The 20,979-nt window shown below is 66.4% G+C and carries 22 protein-coding genes and 1 tRNA gene; 8 read left to right on the top strand and 15 right to left on the bottom strand.

Annotated features, from left to right (window positions below; translation table 11 throughout):
* Position 1: 1 nt before the first annotated feature.
* Positions 2–529: an adenine phosphoribosyltransferase gene (locus tag AB0O71_RS11385; protein ID WP_363745344.1), complete on the bottom strand. Its 528-nt coding sequence runs from the start codon at positions 527–529 to the stop codon at positions 2–4.
* A 113-nt stretch (positions 530–642) separates the two neighbouring features.
* Between AB0O71_RS11385 and AB0O71_RS11380 the strand changes: the two genes are divergently transcribed.
* Positions 643–716 (top strand) — tRNA-Arg (locus tag AB0O71_RS11380).
* Positions 717–1,241: 525 nt separating this feature from the next.
* On the opposite strand, the gene AB0O71_RS11375 is transcribed toward AB0O71_RS11380, so the two are convergent.
* Positions 1,242–4,124, bottom strand: coding sequence for an LPXTG cell wall anchor domain-containing protein (locus AB0O71_RS11375; protein ID WP_363745421.1), 2,883 nt, complete (start codon positions 4,122–4,124; stop codon positions 1,242–1,244).
* 131 nt (positions 4,125–4,255) lie between these two features.
* Entirely contained in the window at positions 4,256–5,458 is a 1,203-nt protein-coding gene (locus AB0O71_RS11370; protein ID WP_363745342.1) for an MFS transporter, read from the bottom strand.
* A 67-nt stretch (positions 5,459–5,525) separates the two neighbouring features.
* On the opposite strand from AB0O71_RS11370, the gene AB0O71_RS11365 reads away from it, so the two are divergent.
* Positions 5,526–6,083 carry a helix-turn-helix domain-containing protein gene (locus AB0O71_RS11365; protein WP_363745340.1) on the top strand — a complete coding sequence of 186 codons (558 nt, stop codon included), beginning with the start codon at positions 5,526–5,528 and terminating at the stop codon, positions 6,081–6,083.
* Between the two features lie 3 nt (positions 6,084–6,086).
* Here AB0O71_RS11365 and AB0O71_RS11360 read toward each other — a convergent pair whose 3' ends face one another.
* The gene (locus AB0O71_RS11360) at positions 6,087–6,560 is read right to left on the bottom strand and encodes a hypothetical protein (protein ID WP_363745338.1); all 474 of its coding nucleotides are present in this window, start codon (positions 6,558–6,560) and stop codon (positions 6,087–6,089) included.
* A 213-nt stretch (positions 6,561–6,773) separates the two neighbouring features.
* Between AB0O71_RS11360 and AB0O71_RS11355 the strand changes: the two genes are divergently transcribed.
* From AB0O71_RS11355 to AB0O71_RS11345, 3 genes are all read left to right on the top strand, one after another.
* A complete protein-coding gene (locus AB0O71_RS11355) occupies positions 6,774–7,997 on the top strand; it encodes a histidine kinase (protein ID WP_363745336.1) in 1,224 nt (407 codons plus the stop codon).
* Positions 7,994–8,608, top strand: a complete 615-nt coding sequence (locus AB0O71_RS11350) for a response regulator transcription factor (RefSeq protein ID WP_363745334.1) — start codon at positions 7,994–7,996, stop codon at positions 8,606–8,608. The genes AB0O71_RS11355 and AB0O71_RS11350 overlap by 4 nt, the downstream gene beginning before the upstream one ends.
* Positions 8,609–8,784: 176 nt before the next feature.
* Positions 8,785–8,979: a hypothetical protein gene (locus AB0O71_RS11345; protein WP_363745332.1), complete on the top strand. Its 195-nt coding sequence runs from the start codon at positions 8,785–8,787 to the stop codon at positions 8,977–8,979.
* 145 nt (positions 8,980–9,124) lie between these two features.
* Here the strand turns inward: AB0O71_RS11345 and AB0O71_RS11340 are convergent, their stop codons facing one another.
* The 4 genes from AB0O71_RS11340 to AB0O71_RS11325 form a co-directional block, all read right to left on the bottom strand.
* Positions 9,125–9,280: a zinc transporter permease gene (locus tag AB0O71_RS11340; RefSeq protein ID WP_363745330.1), complete on the bottom strand. Its 156-nt coding sequence runs from the start codon at positions 9,278–9,280 to the stop codon at positions 9,125–9,127.
* A 120-nt stretch (positions 9,281–9,400) separates the two neighbouring features.
* Complete coding sequence (locus tag AB0O71_RS11335) at positions 9,401–9,685, bottom strand: metalloregulator ArsR/SmtB family transcription factor (protein WP_363745328.1); 285 nt, start codon at positions 9,683–9,685, stop codon at positions 9,401–9,403.
* A gap of 58 nt (positions 9,686–9,743) precedes the next feature.
* Positions 9,744–10,529 carry an SDR family NAD(P)-dependent oxidoreductase gene (locus AB0O71_RS11330; RefSeq protein WP_363745326.1) on the bottom strand — a complete coding sequence of 262 codons (786 nt, stop codon included), beginning with the start codon at positions 10,527–10,529 and terminating at the stop codon, positions 9,744–9,746.
* Positions 10,530–10,581: 52 nt separating this feature from the next.
* A complete protein-coding gene (locus AB0O71_RS11325) occupies positions 10,582–12,012 on the bottom strand; it encodes a potassium transporter TrkG (RefSeq protein WP_363745324.1) in 1,431 nt (476 codons plus the stop codon).
* A gap of 194 nt (positions 12,013–12,206) precedes the next feature.
* On the opposite strand from AB0O71_RS11325, the gene nhaA reads away from it, so the two are divergent.
* Positions 12,207–13,616, top strand: a complete 1,410-nt coding sequence (nhaA, locus tag AB0O71_RS11320; RefSeq protein ID WP_363745322.1) for a Na+/H+ antiporter NhaA — start codon at positions 12,207–12,209, stop codon at positions 13,614–13,616.
* Here the strand turns inward: nhaA and AB0O71_RS11315 are convergent.
* The 4 genes from AB0O71_RS11315 to AB0O71_RS11300 form a co-directional block, all read right to left on the bottom strand.
* A complete protein-coding gene (locus tag AB0O71_RS11315) occupies positions 13,613–14,386 on the bottom strand; it encodes an alpha/beta hydrolase (protein WP_363745320.1) in 774 nt (257 codons plus the stop codon). The two genes, nhaA and AB0O71_RS11315, sit on opposite strands and share 4 nt — an antisense overlap.
* Complete coding sequence (locus AB0O71_RS11310) at positions 14,383–15,183, bottom strand: nitroreductase family protein (protein ID WP_363745318.1); 801 nt, start codon at positions 15,181–15,183, stop codon at positions 14,383–14,385. The genes AB0O71_RS11315 and AB0O71_RS11310 overlap by 4 nt, the downstream gene beginning before the upstream one ends.
* Positions 15,184–15,229: 46 nt before the next feature.
* Positions 15,230–15,565: a hypothetical protein gene (locus tag AB0O71_RS11305; RefSeq protein ID WP_363745316.1), complete on the bottom strand. Its 336-nt coding sequence runs from the start codon at positions 15,563–15,565 to the stop codon at positions 15,230–15,232.
* 115 nt (positions 15,566–15,680) lie between these two features.
* Entirely contained in the window at positions 15,681–16,010 is a 330-nt protein-coding gene (locus AB0O71_RS11300) for a hypothetical protein (protein WP_363745314.1), read from the bottom strand.
* A gap of 155 nt (positions 16,011–16,165) precedes the next feature.
* Here AB0O71_RS11300 and AB0O71_RS11295 point away from each other — a divergent pair, with 155 nt between their 5' ends.
* Positions 16,166–16,525 carry a hypothetical protein gene (locus AB0O71_RS11295; protein WP_363745312.1) on the top strand — a complete coding sequence of 120 codons (360 nt, stop codon included), beginning with the start codon at positions 16,166–16,168 and terminating at the stop codon, positions 16,523–16,525.
* 65 nt (positions 16,526–16,590) lie between these two features.
* Here AB0O71_RS11295 and AB0O71_RS11290 read toward each other — a convergent pair whose 3' ends face one another.
* The 3 genes from AB0O71_RS11290 to AB0O71_RS11280 all read right to left on the bottom strand — a co-directional run bounded on the left by AB0O71_RS11290 (position 16,591) and on the right by AB0O71_RS11280 (position 20,288).
* Positions 16,591–17,484, bottom strand: a complete 894-nt coding sequence (locus tag AB0O71_RS11290; protein ID WP_363745310.1) for an SMP-30/gluconolactonase/LRE family protein — start codon at positions 17,482–17,484, stop codon at positions 16,591–16,593.
* On the bottom strand, positions 17,481–18,377 hold the full coding sequence (locus tag AB0O71_RS11285) for an SDR family oxidoreductase (protein ID WP_363745308.1): 897 nt from the start codon (positions 18,375–18,377) through the stop codon (positions 17,481–17,483). The genes AB0O71_RS11290 and AB0O71_RS11285 overlap by 4 nt, the downstream gene beginning before the upstream one ends.
* A 66-nt stretch (positions 18,378–18,443) precedes the next feature.
* Positions 18,444–20,288: a glycoside hydrolase family 15 protein gene (locus tag AB0O71_RS11280; protein ID WP_363745306.1), complete on the bottom strand. Its 1,845-nt coding sequence runs from the start codon at positions 20,286–20,288 to the stop codon at positions 18,444–18,446.
* Positions 20,289–20,357: 69 nt separating this feature from the next.
* Between AB0O71_RS11280 and AB0O71_RS11275 the strand changes: the two genes are divergently transcribed.
* A complete protein-coding gene (locus AB0O71_RS11275; RefSeq protein ID WP_363745304.1) occupies positions 20,358–20,864 on the top strand; it encodes a metallophosphoesterase in 507 nt (168 codons plus the stop codon).
* Positions 20,865–20,979: the final 115 nt, after the last annotated feature.

The following is a 20,979-nucleotide window of genomic DNA, read 5'->3' as shown; positions in this document are numbered from 1 at the left end:
GTCAGCTGCGGAAGACCGTATGGAGCGCTGCGTCACCGACAGCCTCGCGACCGCCGAGACCATCGATCTCGAAGAGCACCGACGTGCCTGCGGCGACGTAGCCGAGCTGCTCGATGAGCCGGTGCGCGGCCGCCAGCGTGCCTCCCGTCGCGAGCACATCGTCGATGAGCAGCACCCGAGTGCCCGGCGCGAAGTCGTCATGCGCCTCGACGGCGTCGGTGCCGTACTCGAGTTGGTACCCGACACTCGCTGCGGGGCGCGGCAGCTTGCCCGCTTTACGAACCGGCATGAGCGCCGTGCTGCTGGCATAGGCCGCGGCACTCGCCAACAGGAAGCCGCGGGCCTCGAGGCCTGCGATGACGTCGAAGGATCCGTGGAACGGCTCGATCAGGGCGTCGACCGTTGCGCGCAACGCCGAGGCATCCGCCAACAGCGGGGTGATGTCTCGAAAGAGGACGCCCGATGAGGGGTAATTGGCGATCTCGCGGATCAGTGCTTCCGCGCGGGCGAGTTCTGGGCTCAGGGACACGGGTCCCAGGTTACCGCGCGGGCGCGACACGCGCGGCGCCGTTCTGCAACGGGGGCGTGATTTTCGTTTTTCCATCGTCTCGTGTAGTCTCTTTCGAGTTGGGAAACCAACGGGCGCCCCTAGCTCAGCTGGATAGAGCATCTGACTACGGATCAGAAGGTCAGGGGTTCGAATCCCTTGGGGCGCACTTCTGAAGTCCCCGTCGCGTGAGCGGCGGGGACTTCGTCTTTTCTACGGCTCGGCCGGGCGTGAAGTGCAGGCAAACTCTCTAGTCGAGTAGACGTGGCATGCGGCGCGTCGGCACCCCAGCGACAATCGCGCATGCGCACGTGTCGACCTCTGCCCTGAAGGATACGGACGCGGACGCGGACGCGGATAAGCATGCAACCTAATGCGAGCCAGATTGCAATATAAGGTGCGATCGTGGGTGCATTCGCGTCGCTGCCACGGGCGCCGTTGCAAATAGCAATTGACGTGATCGTGGCGGTGGGAGCGACCATGATCGCCTCAACGAGACAACTGCGCGACTCCTGGTACGTTGGTGCGGGATTCGGTCTTGCATCTGGCTTTATGAACGTCACCGCAGGCGTCGGAGGACCCGCGCTAGCCGTTTACGCAGCCGCTACACAGTGGCGACACCGCTATTTCGCCGCGTCCGCGCAGGCTCACTTTGCGGTAATCGCCACGTGACGGAGCGGTGGTTTGTCGTGTTTCAGACCAGGTCTGCGTTTTTTCGACGTCGAAGCGCCAACGAGATTGCTCCGGCTGCCAACAGCACTGCGGCACCACCGACGAGGCCGGGAGCCACGAGATCAGCTCCCGTCGTCGGAAGGTCGCCGGGCTGCTGCGGGCCGCTCGGTGCGCCAGGGGTGCCGGGCTCCTGCGGTGCGGGCGGATCCTGCGGCGCACCTGGATCCTGCGGGGCAGCTGGCACGTCGATCGCGGTCTCGGCGACCGATTCGTCGGACATCGCGGTCTCACCGTCGGGAGCGGTTCCCACTGCGATAGCCGTGTTGCTCAGGAGCCCTGCGGTGAGATCGGCGGCGATCACGGTGTACGTGGCAGTGCAGGTGGTGCCTTCACCCGGTACGAGCGACATCAGATCCGCAGGGCACACCACCTCGGAGAGCGCGCCGCGGCCCGAGAATTCGCCCTCGGCCACCGCGATGTCGGTGAGCGTCACATTCCCGATGTTGCGCACGTGGAACGAGTACGTCACTTCCTGGCCCGCCGCCGTGATCGTCGTCACGTCCGCCGTCTTCTCGAGCGCGAGAGCCGGTGTCGGATCCGTCTCCACGGTCACGGTCGAAGCGGGTGTCTCCGGCAGCTCAGTACCGGGCGGCACGGCTCCGGTCGCCGTTGCGGAGTTCGACAATTCACCGGCGTCGATGTCGGACTGGGTGAGCGTGTACGTCGCCGTGTAGGTGACGTCTGCCCCCGGTTGCAGAAGGACGTCATCGGCCGGGTACTCGATCTCCGAGAGTTCGCCCGTTCCCGAGAACTCGCTCTCGATCACCCGGGGATTTGTGACGGTCACGTTGCCCGTGTTCGAGATGAGGAATGAGTACGTAATGGTCTGTCCCACCGCGGCCGCCTCGACGTTGGCGGTCTTCACGATACTCAGCCCGGGAGTGCGCACGACGTCGATCGTCGAGTTGGACGGATCCGAGTCGACCGGATCGCCACCCGGCGATGTGCCGCTGACCGTCGCGGTGTTGGAGAGCGACCCGCCCGCGTCCACGTCTGCCTGCATGACGGTGTAGCTCGCGGTGCAGGTGATCGTCCCGCCCGGCGCAAGGCTCGTCGCCGGGCACGCGATTGCGCTGAGTTCCCCGGTACCGGAGAAGTTGGAGTCGTCGACGGTGATGCCGTCGAGCGTGACGTTGCCGGTATTCGTGACGAGGAACGAATACTCGAGCGTTTCGCCCGCGGAGATGATCTCCGTGCTGGTCGAGGTCTTCGAGAGTGTGAGGCCGGGCGCGGCAGCGATGGAGACCGTGGCAGTCGAGCTCTCCGTCGACACGGGCGCATCACCGTGCGAACCGAGCGCGAGCGCGGTATTCGTGACCTCGCCCGAATCGACATCTGCTTGCGTGAGTTCGTACGCAGTGGTGCACGTCGTGCTGGCGCCGGGAAGCAGCGAGTCGACCGGGCACGTCGCCGCGGGCAGTTCACCGGTGCCGGTGAACTCGGTCTCTTCGATCTCGATCTCATCCACCGTCACGTTGCCGGTGTTCGTGACGAGATAGGTGTACGAGATCGCGTCTCCAGCCCCGTTCGCCGCCGCCGGTGTCGCGCTCTTCACGAGCGAGATCGCCGGGGCCGCATCGACGGGAATCTGGAACGTCGATGGATCCGATAGGACGGGGGTTTCCGAGCCCTCCGGAATGCCGACCGCCGTGGCGCTGTTGCTCACTCCCTCGTCGTCGATGTCCGCTTGCACGAGCGTGTAGGACGCAGTGCACGTGACGCTCTCCCCGGGCTCCAGCGATGTTCGGGGACACGTCGCGACGGGCGCTTCCCCTGCACCGGTGAAGACGTTCTCCGAGATCGAGAGGTCGTCGATCCGGATATTGCCCGTGTTCGTTACGAGGAACGAGTATGTGATGTTCGCGCCGAGCACGTAGTCCTCAGCGCTCGACGGGTCGGCCGATTTCACCATCTCCAGGGCAGGGGCCGCGATGAAGGGAACCTCGACGGTGAGCGTGGAATCCGACTGCTGCCCGCTGCTATCGCTGATGCGATACGGGACGGCGACGGTGGTGCCGGTGAAGTCCTCGTTCGGGGTGAACGTTACAAGACCGGTCACCGTATCGACGGTGTACTCCCCATCCGCTGTGGTGAGGCTGGTGACCTCGGCGTCGCCGTCGAGCAACCGCACCGATGAGGGAACGATGGTCGCCCCGGCGCCGGGCGTATCGTTGCCCGCCGGGTTGAGAACGACCGGCACACCCTGGTCGGTGGTCGCGCTGTCGGGCGCTGCGACCGGACTGGGCGCGTCGAGCACGAGCGACACGTTGTCCACGTATCCGTCGTTGGCCGGGGCGATGAAGCGCTGCGTGTCGATCGTGATGAGGACGGAGCGTGTTCCGCCCGGAAGTCGCACGCGCTCGTCGAACGGGACGAAACCCGAGACGTTGCCCCGGTTCGCGGGGAGGACGGGCCCGAAGACGGTACTGAGAATCTCGACGTCGTTCGCGTCCCTGAACGAGTACGTGACACGCGCATTGTCCGCCTGGTTCGTATAGCCGCCGACCTTCGCCGAGATCAGTGCGTCCACATTTCCGTTGTCGATCGCCGCCGCCGATGGTGACAGGTCGATCGACTGCGCAGCCGTGGATGCTGCCCCCAGCCCCGTGAAGAGATATTGGCCCCCGTCATAGGTCTCACCCGTCAGACCGTTCTCGTCGACGATGACGGACTGCGGGTATCCGCCGACTCCGTGCGAGTAGCGACCGAGCACTCCAGTCCACCCGAACGTCTGCCCCTGCTCGGCACCGCCGTTGACGACCAATTCTCCCGGCTGCGCAACGACCGGGTCGGCGTGCGCCGCGGTCGGGGTGAGGGCCTCGGCGAACCCGAACAGCAGGAGCATGGCGCTCAAGGCCATTCCCAAGGCACCACGAGCTCTCCGACGAGTGCGAGCAGCCAAGAAGATCCCCCTTATTGATGTTTCGATCGAATCTCAGTCGAGATACAAACCCGACGCGAGTAGAGGGGCGGCCGTCAGTTCTCCACCGACCTCGTCGCACTCCGGCGCCGCTCGTATCCGAGCAGCCCTGCGGCGCACGCCACCGCGGCTGCGACGCCGAACGACGCTGGGTACCCCGCTTCCGCGACGAACGCACCCACGACGGCCGCACCCGTCGCCTGCCCGATCATGAACACCACGAACAGCACGGCGGTGCCCGTTGCAGCGCGCGAACCGTCGATCTGCGTCGTCCATTCGATGAGCGCCCCCGTGGCAGTGACGTATCCCCACCCGAACACGGCGCACGCCGTCCCCGCGAGCACGGGAGAGCCGGGAAACATGCCGAGGACGGCGGTGCAGGCGGCCGCGGGAATCGTCGAGACCAGCCAGAGGCTGCGCGGCCCCCGGCGCCTGAGGAGCGGCGCTGTTGCGATCACGGCCGCGCCGCCGAATCCGAGCAGCACCCACGCGAGCAACGACGCACTCTCCGAGGCGCCGGCGTCGACGAGCGCGGTTCGTCCGAAGTTCCAGATCGCTGCAGCTCCGAACCCGAAGGCCGCGGCAGCGACCAATGCCACTCGATGCGAGCTCCACCAGGTGATCGGCGGCAGGTGAAGCGCAGAGCGCCCCTCCGTGCCTACCGCGCCCGACCCGCCTTCCGCCCGGCCCAACCAGAGCACCGCGATGGTGGCGAGGGCCGTAGCTCCGCCGGCGACCACCCAGGCGGGCCGCCACTCAGGAGCGAGTGCCCAGGCAAGGCCTCCCGCTGCGACGAGGCCGGGGCCGGTGCCCGCGTTGACGATCGACTGCATCGTCGATCGTTCAGCGGGGGACGCGGCTCGGTGAATGATGCGAACGAGCCCGGGAGACGCGAAGCCTGCACCCGCCGAGCTCGCGATCGCGCACGCGCTGAACACCCCGGCGTCGTGCGTCAGCGCGATGCCGAGCGATCCGCCCCCTGCGGCGAGGCCGGCCGCGAGCACGAGCGCGCGCGGAAAGCGGTCTCCGACGAGGAATCCGATGCCGGCGGCGAGTCCGTAGACCAGGGAGGCTCCAGCCGAGATCAGCCCGAGCGTCGTGAGGTCGAGACCGAACTCCTCGCCCATCTCCGGCAGGTGCAGTCCGAAGGCGAGCCTGACGAGACCGTAGGTCGCAGCGATCAACGTCGTGCCGGCCGCGACGAGGCCGACGACGTGCGGCGCGCGACTTCGCTGACCCGTCTCCTGCTGCGCTGTCATCTCCACCCCTCCGCGAAAACGATAACGATAACGAGCGTTTCGCTTTCTTCTACCCTAGAGTATGGGCATGGGGCTCAGGCCGAGAACGGAAACGCGCATACTCGATGCAGCTGAAGACCTGTTCTTCACGCAGGGCATCGTGGCCACTCCGATCGACACGATCACCGCGCGCGCCGGCGTCTCGCCGGCCACCCTGTATCGCGGCTACGTCAGCAAGGACGCGCTCGTCGCGGCCGTACTCCAACGGCGGCAAGAGGCCTGGATCGCAACCTGGGACGATGCCGTCGCGCGATCCGCAACTGATGAGCAACGTCTCCTCGCGATCTTCGACGCGTTGCAAGCGTTTCGAGTGCAGCCGCGCGACTCCCGCTGGTGCGCGTTCCTCGCGACCTCCGCCGAATACGCCGTCGCCCCGCCCGAGGTCGCTGCAGCGATCCGCTCCGACACCGAAGGGATGCGGACGCGGCTCGAGGAACTCGCCGCACCGATTGCGGGCGCCGCCGCCGCCCAGCTGGCTGAACGGCTCTTGCTCGTCGTCAGCGGCGACCTCGCGATGCGGTTGCGCGTGCCCGACCACGCTACTGACACCGCTCGCGACATCGCCGCCGCCCTCATCTCGCGATGACGCTCACGCGAGCACGGCCACCCCGAGTGCCGCGAGCACGCCGAACGCGATACCCCAGATGACGATGGAGATGATCTGCCAGAAGATCACCTGGTTCTTCGGCGCCCCGAAAGAGACCATCGCCGCTGAGGTGATCTGACTCGGCAGAAAGACCTGGCCGAGCAGGCTCACTCCCGGCACGCCATAACGTTCGAAGCGCTGCTTGAGCTTCTCGCGGCGTGGCGAGAGCGGCTTCGGCGCCTTTCCCTTCGTCGCGCCCACGCGAACTCCGTGCGCGGTGAGCACGAAGACGAGCATCGAGATCACGTTGCCGATGACGGCCGCCGCGACCGCGATAACCGGGTGGATGCCGACGATCACGCCGATCGCCGAGCCGAAGTACGACTCGACGAACGGAATCGCGGCGATGATCAAGATTCCGAGCCACTGCAGCGGTTCGGGCAGCGATGCTGCGAATTCCTGAAGGGTGGTGATCATGGTGACCTTTCATGTAGTGCGGATCAGCAGCGGCGCCGATCGACGGGCACCCGGCTGCTGCGGTTTTACCATCGTTTCCCATTCCCCCAGCACGCCGTAGTGCCCCCGCGTCATATCTCGGCGTGCGCATGTCCACGTTCCGACCGTGACATGTGTCATGCAGCGGCGCATTGCCGACCGGGCGCCCCGACATACTCGTAGGCTGAGGAGGCTATGAAATCCGCCGACACCCATCGCGCGCCAGGAGCCGGCGTCACCGCGACGTGGAACTACACGCTCGGTTCGATCGTGTTCCTGTTCATCATCATCGACGCGATCATCGCGTTCGACTACCTGGCCGACTTCACTGCGACGCGTGATCCGCTCGTGCTTGCCCTGCTGATCTCCGGCTTGCTCGCCGCGGCAGCGAGGATTCGCTACTGCTGGTTCCTGCGCGACGACGACTTCGGCCCGGTCCCGCCGCGCGCGTGGACCATCGCGCTCTTCGCGCCCGCCGTGCTCTCCTGGGCCCTCGCCTTCGCAGTGCCCGAGCTGTCGGTGTACGCAGCGGCGCAGATCTGGTTCTCGGGCGTACTCTTCGCGGCCGCCCTCCCCGGGAGTCGCCGATGGATCGTGACCGGAATCATGCTGGGAGCGACCGCGATCCCCGCACTGTGGCACGTCCTCTGGGACCGCCCCATCATCGCGCAGCCCGTCGGCCTGTCTCACGGACTCGTCCTCCTCTACGGCGCGATGCTCCCCTTCATGTTGTTCACCAGCCTGTGGATGTGGCGAATCATCAGGCGACTCGACGAAGCCCGCGTGCTCGCGGCAAAGCTCGCCGTGACCCAGGAACGGCTGCGCTTCGCCGCCGACCTCCACGACATCCAGGGCCACCACCTGCAAGTCATCGCCCTGCAGGCCGAGCTCGCCGAACGCACACTGGGCGCCGACACCGCGCGCACGGCGGCGCAGCTCACCGAGATACGCCTCACCGCCAAGCACGCGATGGAAGAGACCAGATCGCTCGTCGCCGGGCTCCGAGACATCGACTTCGCCGACGAGCTCGAGAACGCGCGTGAAGTGCTGTCGCTCTCGGGAGCCGCGTGCGCACTCGAGATCACCGACATCCCCAGAGACCCCGCAGCCCAACGCGTGCTCGGGTTCGCGGTGCGAGAGGCGACTACGAACATTCTCCGCCACAGCACCGCCACCCGGGCGACGATTGAACTCGCATCTGATCGCGACGGCTACGCGCTCACCATCACGAACAACGGGGTCGGTGATGCGGTGGACCCCGCAGATAGCCATGGCGGCTCGGGCCTCGCAGGGCTTCGCGACCGCGTCGCCGCAATCGGCGGCACCCTCGCCGTCGATCGCAGCGTTGCGGAGGGCGCCGAGTGTTTCGAGCTCAGCGTTTGGATACCCGGCGACGATCGACGTGGAGGAGCCCAATGAACGATTCGATTCGACTGCTCATCGCCGACGACGAGCAGCTGATCAGAAGCGCCCTGGAGGCGCTGCTCGAGCTCGAACCAGATATCGACGTCATCACCGGGGCAGACAACGGCGCGACAGCAGCCGCGCTCGCGATCGAACTTCGACCCGACGTCTGCCTGCTCGACCTCGAGATGCCCGGCACCGATGGCATCGAGGCCGCGGCGCTCATCGCGGCGGAGGCACCGGAAACGCGAATCATCATCGTCACGCGACACGCGAGGCCCGGCGTGCTGCGGCGCGCCCTCGCCGCGAAAATCGCCGGATTCGTGCCGAAGTCGACACCCGCCGGCGAGCTTGCGAAAGTTATCCGCGATGTCGCCTCGGGAAAGCGCTACATCGATCCCGAGATCGCGGCCGCCGCGTTGGCCGCGGAGCACTGCCCGCTCACCGAACGGGAACTCGATGTGCTGCGCGCCACCCGGGCGCACTCGAACGTGCGCGACATCGCGGGAGCGCTGTTCCTGTCACCCGGCACCGTACGCAACTACCTCTCCGCGGCGATGACCAAGCTCGGCATGAGCAGCCGGCAAGATGCGGCCGAGCATGCCTGGCAGCAGGGCTGGATCTGACCCCGCCCGCGCTGTGCGCCGGGAGCAGCGCGGGCCGGGCGCTGCGACGATCGGCCGCTACGCACACCGAAGACTCGAAGTGCCAGGGGCTTGCGCAGGAGCACGCACGCTTCGACGATGGGAGTACAGCGGGGCGAGATCTTCGCCGCGCGAGGTAGGAAGAGGAAGGAGCACTCATGACAGAGCGCACTGACGATGAGCAGGTACCCGGATCCGAAGAGTCGCAAGACATCACCGAGAACGCCGAGAAGCGCGACGACATCGCGGAGAACCCGGGCTCGGACGAGGTTTCGCACGAGCACGCGGACGCCGTAGCCGATGAGTGGGGCGAGGATTCCTTCCCCGGGAGCGATCCCCCGGCGCACTACTGAGCCGTCGCGGCAGCGACCGGCGAGTTCGTGAGCGCGCCGGCCGCATGCTCGCATACAAGACAGAGAGCCAGCGGATTCCGCTGGCTCTCTGTTGTGTCGGGCGCTCACATCAGGCCCCTGCGCGGCGTACTGCCGCACGTTGCGTTTAGTGCTCGTCGTAGTGGTCGCCGTGCGCGGCGTGCTTGTGCCCGTCGTGGACGTAGTCGACGTGGTCATCATGCGTCACGGTCTCGTGGCCGCATGCGGGGCCGTGCTCGTGGTCGGCGACGGTGTGCTCTGCGTGGGTCTCAGTGGTGCTCATGGGTCAACCTCTCAAGTGCGTCTCTCAACGTTCGTCTGTACGTTCGCCTGTGGCGCGAACACCTCTAGTCGACCACACATATAAACAAATTGCAATATGTGCAGTTAATGAGAACCGTTCTTATCGCAACTCGAGCGCGTGCTTCACCGCGTCCGCCACGATGTGGGCGACGTGCAGGTCGGCCAGCTCGTACCGCGCCTCCCGCCCCTCGCGATGCACCGAGACGAGGCCCCCTGCCCGCAGGGTGCGCAGATGCTGCGACACCAGCGGCTGAGAAAGCCCACTCGCTTCAGCCAGCTTGCTCACCGTCGCGGGCGCCTCGGCGAGAATCGTCAAAAGGCGCAGGCGCGAGGCCGATGACAGGGCCTTGAACAGCTCGGCGGCAGCTTCGAGATCTTCACTCATACGCACATATAAACACATGCGCATCCGTTTCGATCGTCGCGTCGGCGACTCACCCGGCTCACGCGCCGCCGCGATCCTCCATAATCGAGTTTCCGCCGTCGACGACGATGACCTGGCCGGTGACGTACGAGGCATCCACGCCGGCGAGCCAGACGATCGCACTCGCCACCTCGTCGGGCCGCCCCGACCGTCCGACCGGCGTCGCGTCGCCCATGCGTAGCTCGTGGGGAGTGGACGAGCCCGTGGCGATCCACCCCGGCGCCACCGCGTTGACGGTGACGCCGTGAGCCGCGAGGTCGATGGCCGCAGCCCGGGTGAGCCCGACCGCCCCGGCCTTCGCCGCGTGATAGGCGATATCGCCCGCATACGCCGTCACCGGCCCGGAGAGCGAGGCGACATTCACCACGCGGCCCGCCTCGCTGCGCATCAGCGCCGGCGTCGCCGCGCGCGTCACGAAAAGCATCGTGTCGAGGTTTCTGCGGAGTGCGGCATTCCACTGCGCATCAGAAATCTCACGAATGCCCGCGGGCTGCTCGGGCTCACTGACCGACGTCATGCCCGCGTTGTTCACGAGCACGTCGAGCCGCCCGAACGCAGCGAGCACCTCACCCACCGCGCGATCCGCTTCGGTGGGGTGAGTGAGATCGGCGACCACGGTCACCACTTCGGCACCCAGCGCTCGCAGCTCGGCCGCGCGCTCTTCGATGCGCGACGACGTGGCAGCGATGCCCAGCCGATACCCCGATGTCGCGAGCGCCTGTGCGGCGGCGAACCCGATACCTGCGGCGCTGCCGGCGCCGGTGATGAGCGCGACACGAGCTTCTGACACGTTGTCGACCGACATGCGCAACCTCTTTCTGCTGGGGGAACGGGGCATTGCTCGTTCCGTCTGGGCATCACCCGATGACCGGGCGCTCCTCGGGGTACGAGAACATCTCGCGGCGCTGCCGCAGTGCGAGGGCTGAGGCGAGCGCGATCGGCCCGACTCGGCCGATCAGCATCAATGCCGACAGCACGTACTTGCCGAAGGGCCCGACCTCTGCCGAGATGCCGACCGACAGCCCGCACGTGGCGAACGCCGATATCACTTCGAACAGAATGCGGTCGAGACGCGCATCGGTCACGGTGGTCAGCAGGCCGGTCGCGATCAGCACGAGCGTCGCGCCGAGGAAGATGACGCTGATGGCGAGCCTCAGGGCGCCATTCGGGATCCTGCGCCCGAGCGCATTCGTGTTCTCGGTGCCGCGCGCCTCAGCGACGATTGCGAGGAACAGCACGGCGAGCGTCGTCACCTTGATGCCGCCCGCCGTCGATCCCGAACCCCCTCCGACGAACATGAGGGCATCGCTGAGCAGCATCGTGGTCGACGTCGCAGATTCCATGTCGACCAGCGAGAACCCGCCAGATCGCAGCATCGTCGACGCGAAGAGCGCGTGCCCGATCTTGCTCATCGGCGACTCGTCACCCACCGTCGCCTCGTTCGACCACTCGAAGCTCGCCCAGCTGACGGCGCCGAAGATCAGCAGAACGGTCGTGGTGATGAGGGTGAGCTTCGTATGCAGGGTCCAGCGCTTCCGCGCCCACCTGGCGCGGATCAGGTTGAGAAAGACCGGGAAACCGAAACTCCCGACGAACACGCCCACGGCGAGCGGCACCAGGATCCAGGGATTGTCGGCGAAGCCGGTCAACCCGCCCGCATGCGGCGAGAACCCGGCATTGCCGAACGCGGAGATCGCGTAGAACGCCCCGAACCACAGCCCTTTCGCAATGGATTGCTCCTCGACGCTGAAGGCCGGCACGAGCACGAGCATCAAGATGCCCTCGACGATGAAGGTCGTGGCGACGACGGTGCGCAGCAGATGACGCACATCGCCGAGACCGGAGGTGCCGATCGTCTCCTTCGCGAATACGCGGCTGCTCACACCGAGGCTGCGCGTCACCATCATCATGAGCAGCAGCGCGATGGTCACAACGCCGAGACCCCCGGCTTGTATGGCGACGAGGATCACCGCCTGCCCGAACCCAGACCAGTGCTCAGCGGTGTCCACCGTCGTGAGCCCGGTCACCGTGAGGGCCGATACTGCGGTGAATACGGCGTCGGCGAGCGGAGTCACGATGCTTCGTGCACTCGAGATCGGCAGCATCAGCACGGCGCTGAAGACCACAACCGCGGCGGAAAAGATGAGGATCGCGATGCGAGCGGGGGCGTGCCCGGCAAGATACCGAGTGCGCGCACCGGCCTGGTGCACGAATCCCCTGACCGCGGACATCTCACCCCGCGACGCCTCGCTCACGACACGGCCCTCCCGCTCATTTCGTTCCTGCATTCGGGCACAAGTCGATCCCGCTTCCCGCACGACGCACCCGACTCTACTCGCGTGCCCCCGCCGATGTCAGGAGCACACCGGGCTGCGCCACAAGCGGCGCACCTAGCACGGGTATGATTGAAGCCTGTTTGCCTCGTTGCGGCGAGAGAACGGTGTGCCGGGAAGATCCCGACGACCACCACACGGAAGGCACTATGGCGCATCCACAACCGCAGCCCGAATCGACGTTTCCCGAGTACGGGAGCTATCGCGAAGCCGGGCGCATCACGACACTGCTGCGCAAGGAGACCGTCGGCGGCATTCTGCTCGTCATCGCTGCCGCCATAGCGATCATCTGGGCGAATTCGCCGTGGTCAGACGCCTACGTCGCCCTCCGCGATTTCGAGATCGGCTACGAGCCGTGGCACCTCAAGTTGAGTCTCGGCACCTGGGCCGCGGATGGCCTGCTCGCCATCTTCTTCTTCCTCGTCGGCCTCGAGCTCAAACGCGAGTTCGTCGACGGTGATCTGCGCAATTTCCGCACCGCCATCGTTCCGATCATGGCGGCCGCGGGCGGCGTGCTCGTTCCCGCACTGATCTACACGGCGATCGCCTCGCAGCGACCCGAGTTGCACCACGGCTGGGCCATCCCCACGGCAACCGACATCGCCTTCGCGGTCGCGGTGCTCGCGATCATCGGTTCGCACCTGCCACCCGCCCTTCGCATCTTCCTGCTCACACTCGCGGTGGTCGACGATCTTCTCGCGATCAGCATCATCGCGCTCTTCTACACCGACCACATCGAGGTCGTCCCGCTGATCCTCGCGGTCGCCGTGATCGTGATCTACGGCGTGGTGGCGCAGCGGTTCCGAGCGTTCTTCAGCCGTCACGCCTCCGCGGCCTGGTGCATTCTGCTCCCCGTCGGTGCGGTGGCCTGGGCACTGATGCACGCGTCGGGCATCCACGCAACGATTGCGGGCGTGCTTCTGGGCTTCGCGATCCCCGTGCTGCACCGGAAGGTCTCGCGCGACGAGGCTCCCGCAGCGCCGGGCCTCGCCGAGCAGTTCGAGCATCGGTTCCGGCCGATCTCCGCCGGGTTCGCGGTGCCCGTGTTCGCGTTCTTCGCGGCCGGCGTCTCCCTCGGCGGTGCCGACGGACTGCGCGATGCCTTCACGCATCCGCTCACGTTCGCGATCATGGCGGCGCTCGTGATCGGCAAGCCGATCGGCATTCTCGCGTCGACGTGGGTGACGACGAAAGTGCTGCGCGCCAAGCTGGATCCCGAGCTTCGCTGGGTCGACATGGTCGGCGTCGGGTTGCTCGCCGGCATCGGGTTCACCGTGTCACTGCTCATCGCCGAACTCACGTTCGCCCCGGGAACGCAGGAGCACGACATCGCGAAGGTCGCGATTCTCAGCGCTTCCATCGTCGCGGCGATTCTCGCCTCGCTGCTCCTCGGTTCCCGAAACCGTCGCTATCGGCGCATGGCACTGCGGGACGCGCTCGACGCTGACGGCGATGGCATTCCCGATGTCTACCAGCGCGGTGATGCAGACGAGGCCTCGGGGTGGTTCAAGCCCGGTCGACGGGCGAAAGGCACCGCCGACGACTCAGCGCCAAACTAAGCGCCGACGAGGGCTTCGAGAGCCTTGGTGATCTCGACCCTCGCCTGCTCATCGGAGATCGTCGGCGTTCCATCTCCGGGCTGTTCGCCGTACGCTCCGAATTGCGCGTGCACGGCGCCCTCGATCGCTTCGAATCGGGTGCGCTCGGGGAGGTCGGCAATCGATGCCTCGATCTTCTCCGGCGTCGCCAACCCGTCATTCGTCGCCGAGAGCGACAGCACGACAAGATCGTCACGGCTCGCGAGGGAGTCGTCTGCGCAGTAGGACGCGAAGAGCACGAGCGCCTCGACGACTTCGGGCTCCGAGTCGGCGAACATGCACGCCTTGACGCCGCCCATGCTGTGGCCTCCGACCGCCCAGGAATCGACTTCGGGGGCGAGGCTCGTGAAATCGCTCAGCGGTCGCGTCTCGAAGAGCGGCAGGTTCAGCAACGACTGCACGATGACCACCGTCTGCCCCGCCGCGACCGTCTCGCGGAATGTGGCTGCGTACGCTTCCGGTTCGACCTTCGCCCCCGCGAAGAAGACCAACCCGCTCGGCTCCGCTTGCTCCGACATGGCCTGCTCCGACGGCGACATCACGATGACCCCGTCGCGCTCGGCAACCATCACGCGCTCGTCGTGAGCCACCTCGGCGAGCGCCTCGGGCTCGGCGGGATACGTGTTATTGGCCCAGATCACGAATCCGGCGACGGCGAGTACCAGCACCGCCGCGACGGAACCTGCGATGATGCCGAGCACGCGGCGCGTTCGACGTCTTCGTGCGCTCACAGGGCCGCCTCGTCCCACCCCTGCTGCGGCGTGCGGCAGGTCTCGCGGTACACGAACTGCGATGGCGGGCGGCGCTCCCGGCTCGACCAGTCGATCTTCGGCCGACGCTGATCCTGCGGCACGTACCCGAGCCGGTAGAGCGCCATCAATTCCAGGTGGTCGGGAACGTCGAGCAGTTTCGTCAACCGCTCCCACTGCTCAGGCGCCTCCATGGGGAACGAGATGAACTGAATGCCCATTCCGAGCTCCACCGTCGTCAACCAGATGTTCTCGACCGCAGCACCCATGCTGAACTGGCAGTAGAAGTCGGCGAGCGGGTGGGCGTTGCGCTCCGATCGGTCGAGCATGACGCCGAAGATCAGCGGCGATCCGGCGACCAGTTTGCGGTTCTCCTCGCCCAGTGTCTGCGGCACTCTCAGCATGCGCATCATCGCCAGCCCCGAGGCCGTGAACACTGCTTTCGTGAACGGGCGCAGCGGGGCGGGCAGCTTGTCGAAGTACATGCCGGAACGGTGCTCCGCCATCTCCTCCGCACTGAATCTGAAGTGACGTTTGTAGCGCGTGAAGAACGAGCCTTCACCGATGACCGCGGTCATCGATTCTCCACTCACTCGAGCGATGGTGTCGATCGTGTCGCGATCCTCGATCACCACGAAGCGCCACGGCTGGCTGTTGAACTGCGATGGAGCGGAGGCCGCTGCGGCGATCAGCAGACGCTGATGCTCCTCGGACACCGGATCCGGCAGAAACGGCCCGTTCGTCGTTCTCCGATTGAACAGCACGTCGCGAAACTCCATGCACGCCTTCCTTCCATTTCTGCTGAACGTCACCCACGATGCAGCGTCATAGTACCGACGCCGCCCAGAGCAGCAACGCGATCGCGAAGCACGGGGCCGCCACCAGACCGATGCCGATGTGCGTGCTCGGCCTGCGCCGTACCGGACGGCCGACGAACGGTAAGGCGAGGAGCGGTGCCAACGCGACCATCAGCGCTGCGCCGCGAACGGGGTGCTCAGGAAACGACGTCGCCGCCGCGATTGCCGTGAGCGCGAGCGCAACGAGAAAGACGCGACCGTGCCACGAGCGCGGAACGCGACGGCCGCGCAAACTCACCGTGCCGATGCAGATGTTCGCGGTATACGCGAGGCACGCGAGGATCGTCCACGGTATGTCCGCCATATCGCCCCCGCCCAGCGCGCGCTACCCCCGACGCTCGGGATCGCTGCTGCTCCTATATTGGCGGGAGCGGGAGGGAGAGCGACAGCCCTCGGTCGAATTTAGCCGATCAACGTCATCAGACCAGGTCGGGGTTCTTCCTCGCGTACGCTTCCGCCTCTTCTTCGCTGATGACGATCAAGCCGCGCGGGGTGTTCGAAAGCGAGTTCAGCGCCTTCAACCAGACCATGTTGAGTTCAGGGCGCTTGCTTCCCGAGAAGCGGAACGCGACCGTGACGTAGGGCGAGAGCCACACCGACATGCGGCCGCTCCCCTGCTCGGGGGTGCGAGTCCAGCTGAGGAAGAAGCTCTCCTGCTTGATCAGCTTTTGACCGATCACCGTTTTCAGGTGCGTGAGCAGCCGATCCTCGAACTCGTAGTCATTGCCGCCGTGAATGAGAAAACCCATGCAAGCAGCATTGCACACTCGCGCGGATTCAGGCAGAGCGCATTTCGCATTTCGCCGTTTTCTCCCCGCACATGCACTCTTCCCACGTATACCCGGCGCTCCCCCAAATACACAACCGCCTAATGTTCGCGGAAAATGCGTGGGAGAGTCTCAGCATGAGAACCATCACCTACGCCGGAGAAACCGTCACGACCACTGACGACGTCGCCGAGGCGCTGGTCAAACTCACGGCGGCCGTCGCCAAGAACGGTCGCGCCGAGGCGGTGAGGATCCCCATCATCACGGAGGATCACGACCGTGTCGGTACCGCTGACCTCGTCATCGGGGTGGGAAACGACGTGCTCTCCCTGCCCGCGAAGTGGAACGGCGAGGAGCAGCCCGATTTCTCGGAGCAGGCCGATGCCTTGCGCACCCACCCCAGCTATCCGCAGGCGATCACCGGTGGCCCGCTCCTCGACGAAGATCTGCACGCCACTGGTTGGGATTTCGAGCTCGATGGACTCGACCGCGACTGAATCGTCGCGCCCGGCGCACCGCCGCCGAAGCGACCCGACGCGGCTCACAGCGCGTCGGGTCGAAGCTATCGCCCCGAGGCGCCCGAGCCGAACTCGTGCACCGGGCGACCGCGCACTCCCGCGTCGAACACGAAGATCGCCCCCGAATCCGGCGCTGACTGCAGTTGTTCCTCCGTGAGATTCTCTCTCGCGGTCCCGACGAAGACCTGGTCGAGTTCGAGCCCCCCGAATGCCACCGAAGTCACATTCGGCACGGGCACACTGATCTCTTCCAGGAGTTCACCTTCGACCGACCAACGGGCCACGGTGCTCTCGCCGTAGAGCCCGTTCCAGAACGTTCCGTCGGCGGCGAGCGCCAGACCGTCGCTCGGGCGGCCGGAGACGAACGGCTTCAGCTCACCCAGACGGCCGTCCCGGCCGTACGCGCCTCGGTAGATCGTCGAGGTCGACGTATCCGTCACGTACATGGTGCTCCCGTCGCCAGACCACTCGATGCCGTTCGTGATGCCGAATCCTCCCCGCAGCACCCTCACGTCACCGTCTGCCGACACCGACCAGACGTCCGCGTCAGGCGTATCACCGATGACGGTGAGGCCGCCGACGACGAACCGCCCGAAGGGGTCGACCTTGCCCTCGTTCAGGCGCATGCCCTCCCGGCGATGCCGCAGGCGCGCCACTTCGCGAACGATGCCGCCGTCGGCATCGAGCAGCACGACGGTGTCCTCCAGCGCGACGACGTAGCCGCCCGCGGGCCCCGGCTGCACGGCGGAGACCGGCGGAGGCAGCTGGATCACGCGATCCTCGCTGCCGTCCGCCGCTCCATCGAGACGTCCGCGATGCAGCAGGCCGGCGACGATATCGACCCACACGAGCTCCTCCGTGCGCGCATCCCACCAGATGCTCTCGATGAGGATTCCGGGCGTCGATCGAAACAGCCGCATCTCGCGATCCATGGTCATGGCGTGGGCATACCGCCGTTGACGTTGAGGGTCTCGCCTGCGACATAGCTCGCCTCGGCTGACGCGAGGAACACGTATGCGGGCGCGAGCTCGGCCGGCTGCCCCATGCGACCCAGCGGAGTCTCTTCGCCGAACTGTTCGATCTTCTCCTGCGGCTGACCATCGCTCGGCTGCAGCGGTGTCCAGATCGGGCCGGGGGCGACCGCGTTCACGCGAATGCCCTTCGGGGCGAGCTGCGCGGCGAGGCCCTTCGAGAAGGCGTTGATCGTCGCCTTGGTCGACGCATAGTCGACGAGGATCGCGGCCGGCGAGTAGGCCTGGATCGACGTGGTGTTGATGATGGCGGATCCCGGCGCAAGATGCGGTAGGGCCGCCTTCGTGATCCAGAACATCGCGTACACGTTCGTCTTGAACGTGTCGTCGAACTGCTCGTCGCTCAGGTCGGCGAGCGACTCCTGATAGACCTGCTTACCCCCGTTGTTGACGAGGATGTCGAGCCCGCCGAGCTGCGACACGGCGTCGGAGACGAGCGTGCGGCAGTACTCCGCGTCGCGCAGATCTCCCGGCAGCGTCGCGACCGTAACTCCCGCCTCCCGCAGAATGCCTGCAATGCGCTGCGCGTCGGTTTCCTCCTCGGGCAGGTACGAGATCGCGACGTCGGCGCCCTCTCGGGCGAACGCGATCGCGGTCGCGGCTCCGATGCCTGAGTCGCCCCCGGTGATCAGGGCCTTTCGGCCCTGCAGGCGTCCGCTGCCGCGGTAACTCTCCTCGCCGAGATCGGCCTTCGGTGTGAGGTCCGCGTCGAGCCCCGGCTCGGGCATGTGCTGCTTCTGCGGCTTGATATTCGCGTAGAGTTCGGCAGGGTTGACGAAGGTGTACTGGTCACGTGACATGGTGTTTCCTTTCACTCGTGTTCCTGGTTCGGGTCTGGTTCGGGTCTGTTGGGCCGGCTGCGGCCGTCATCGGCCGGCGAGCATGTCTGGGGGAACGAGGTCGTGAATCGTCATCGCGGCGCCGAGGAACGCAAGGTGACTGAGCGCCTGCGGCGTATTGCCCCAGGCGGATCCGGTCTCGGCGTCGATCATCTCGGCGTAGATGCCCACATCGTTCGCGCACTCGATCAGTGCGTCCATCAGCTCGAGCGCCTCGGCATGGCGGCCGACGCAGGCGAGCGCCTCGACGCGCCAGAAGGCGCACGCGACGAACGTATGCTCTTCGCGCTGCGCACCGCTGTACCGGTAGAGCAGCGGGCCGGCTCCGAGTTCTTCGGTGAGTGCGTCGATCGTCGCCGACATGCGCTCGCCGCGGTCGAAGCCGGTCGGCGCGTGCAGCAGCACCGAGGCGTCGAGTTCATCGCCCCCCGCGTAGAAGAGGTAGGAACCGCGCTTCTCAGACCAGCCGTGCTCGTCAATCCACTCGCGAATGCGGTCTCGCTCCGCGCGCCAGCGATGCGCGGAGCCGGGAATCGATTCGGCGTCTGCGAGCGCCGCCGCATCGTCGAGCGCCTTCCAGCAGCCCATCTTCGAGGAGATGTAGTGCCGGTCGGTGCCGAGCTCCCACATGCCGGCGTCGGGGTTGCGCCACAGGTCGCACGTGCGATCGGCGACGCTCGCGAGCAAACGCGCCGTGCCGATGTCGAGCACGTTGCCCGCGTCCACGTACGTACGGCAGATCGCGATGAGGTCGCCGTAGACGCCGAGCTGCAACTGGTCGTTCGCCGGATTGCCGGACACGACGGGGCCAATGCCCCGCCAGCCCGGCACGTGGTACTCGCGCGGTTCGGGCACGAGTTCGCCGTCGAGCGTGTACATCACGTGCAGCTCGGGGCCGCGCTTGCGAATCGTCTGCAGCATCCACGAGAGCGCCGCCTGCGTCTCCTCTCGGAGGCCGAAGCGCACGAGCGATTGCGCCGTATACGCGAGGTCGCGAACCCAGGCGAGACGGTAGTCCCAGTTCTTGCCACCCTCGGGGTTCTCGGGCAGTGACGTCGTCGCTGCCGCTGCGATCGCTCCGGTCGGGCTGTAAATGAGGAGCTTGAGCGCGAGCGCGTTGCGCTGCATCAGCTCGGAGTACGGCCCCTCGTACGAGAACACGTCCGACCAGTGCTTCCAGTTCTCGATGGTGCGGTCGATGCCGATGTCGACGTTCTCGGGTTTCGGGAAGTGCAGCGGCTCGTCGTGCGTGGCGGCGATGGCAATGAGGTGCCGCGATCCTTCGCCGGTCACGAACGAGCCTTCGATCTCCGGCCCCCGCGTACCATCGACGTCGGGATCGGCCGGGCCGTGGTCGAGGCCGACAACGGTGAAGGCGGTGGCGCCACTGCGCACCACGTGCCCGTGCGACGTCGACTCGATCCAGGGCGCCGCTGTTTGCAGAGACGTGCCGGGGTGCACCGCCCAGCGCATGAGCACCTCGCCGTTGACTCCCTCGATGCGGCGCGCGAGCTCTGCCCACGGGAGTCGTCCCGCGACTCCCGTGAGTAGCGCATCAGTGACGCGCACCGAGCCCGATGCGGTGACGAACGTCGTCTCGAGCACGTTCGTGTTCGGCACATAGCGGCGCTCGGTGCGGTAGTCGGCATCGGGGAGGTCGGGCGCGAGCTCGAAGTACCCTCCCGTACCCTCGTCGAGCAGATGCGCGAACACGGGAACGTTCGTGAGGTTGGGCAGGGGAAGCCAGTCGATGCGACCATTCGCTCCGACGAGCGCGACCGTGCGGCCATCGCCGATCGGAGCGTACGACTCAATCGAGCGGGCCACCGGTGCCCCTCGATGCCTGCGCGATCCGGAATGCCATGCAACCATGTTCGATCGGGGCGCAGGATCGCGGCAGAGCCTTGCATCTTGCCCGCCTGCCGCGATATGAGTGGGGGCATGTCCACCCGCTTACTCATCATCGCCGACACGCACCTGCCGAAGCGGGCGAAGCGCATGCCGAGCGCCGTCCTCGCCGCATGCGCTGAGGCCGACCTGGTGGTGCACGCGGGCGACTGGGTCGATGCAGCGACACTCGATCTGCTCGAGGCCCGATCGTGCGCCCTCGTGGGGGTGTGGGGAAACAATGATGGTGCAGAGCTGCGCGCGCGACTTCCCGAGATCGCTCGGGTGCGCGTCGAGGGGCTCGACATCGCGGTCGTGCACGAGACCGGTGCCGCCTCGGGACGCGAGCGGCGGGCCGACGTCGCCTTTCCCGACACCGATGTACTGATCTTCGGGCACTCCCATATCCCTTGGGATTCGGTCTCACCCGGCGGCATGCGGCTGCTCAACCCGGGCTCCCCCACCGATCGACGGCGACAGCCAAACTGCACAATGATGGTCGCTGATATCTCGGGGACCAAGGTTTCCGTAGACGTTATCTCCGTCGACCGAAACGCCTGATGCGGTACAGACGCTCGCATAGCCGCCTGCAGTGCTCGACTCGCGCGGATCGCACATGATCGCCGACCTGGCAAGGCCCGTTTCCTCCTGCCTTCCTTCGACTACAAACGGTCGT

The sequence above is a fragment of the Leucobacter sp. NPDC077196 genome, from assembly GCF_040687075.1.
In the GTDB taxonomy this organism is placed as follows: Bacteria; Actinomycetota; Actinomycetes; order Actinomycetales; family Microbacteriaceae; genus Leucobacter.
This window is presented reverse-complemented; position numbering and strand designations above follow the sequence as displayed.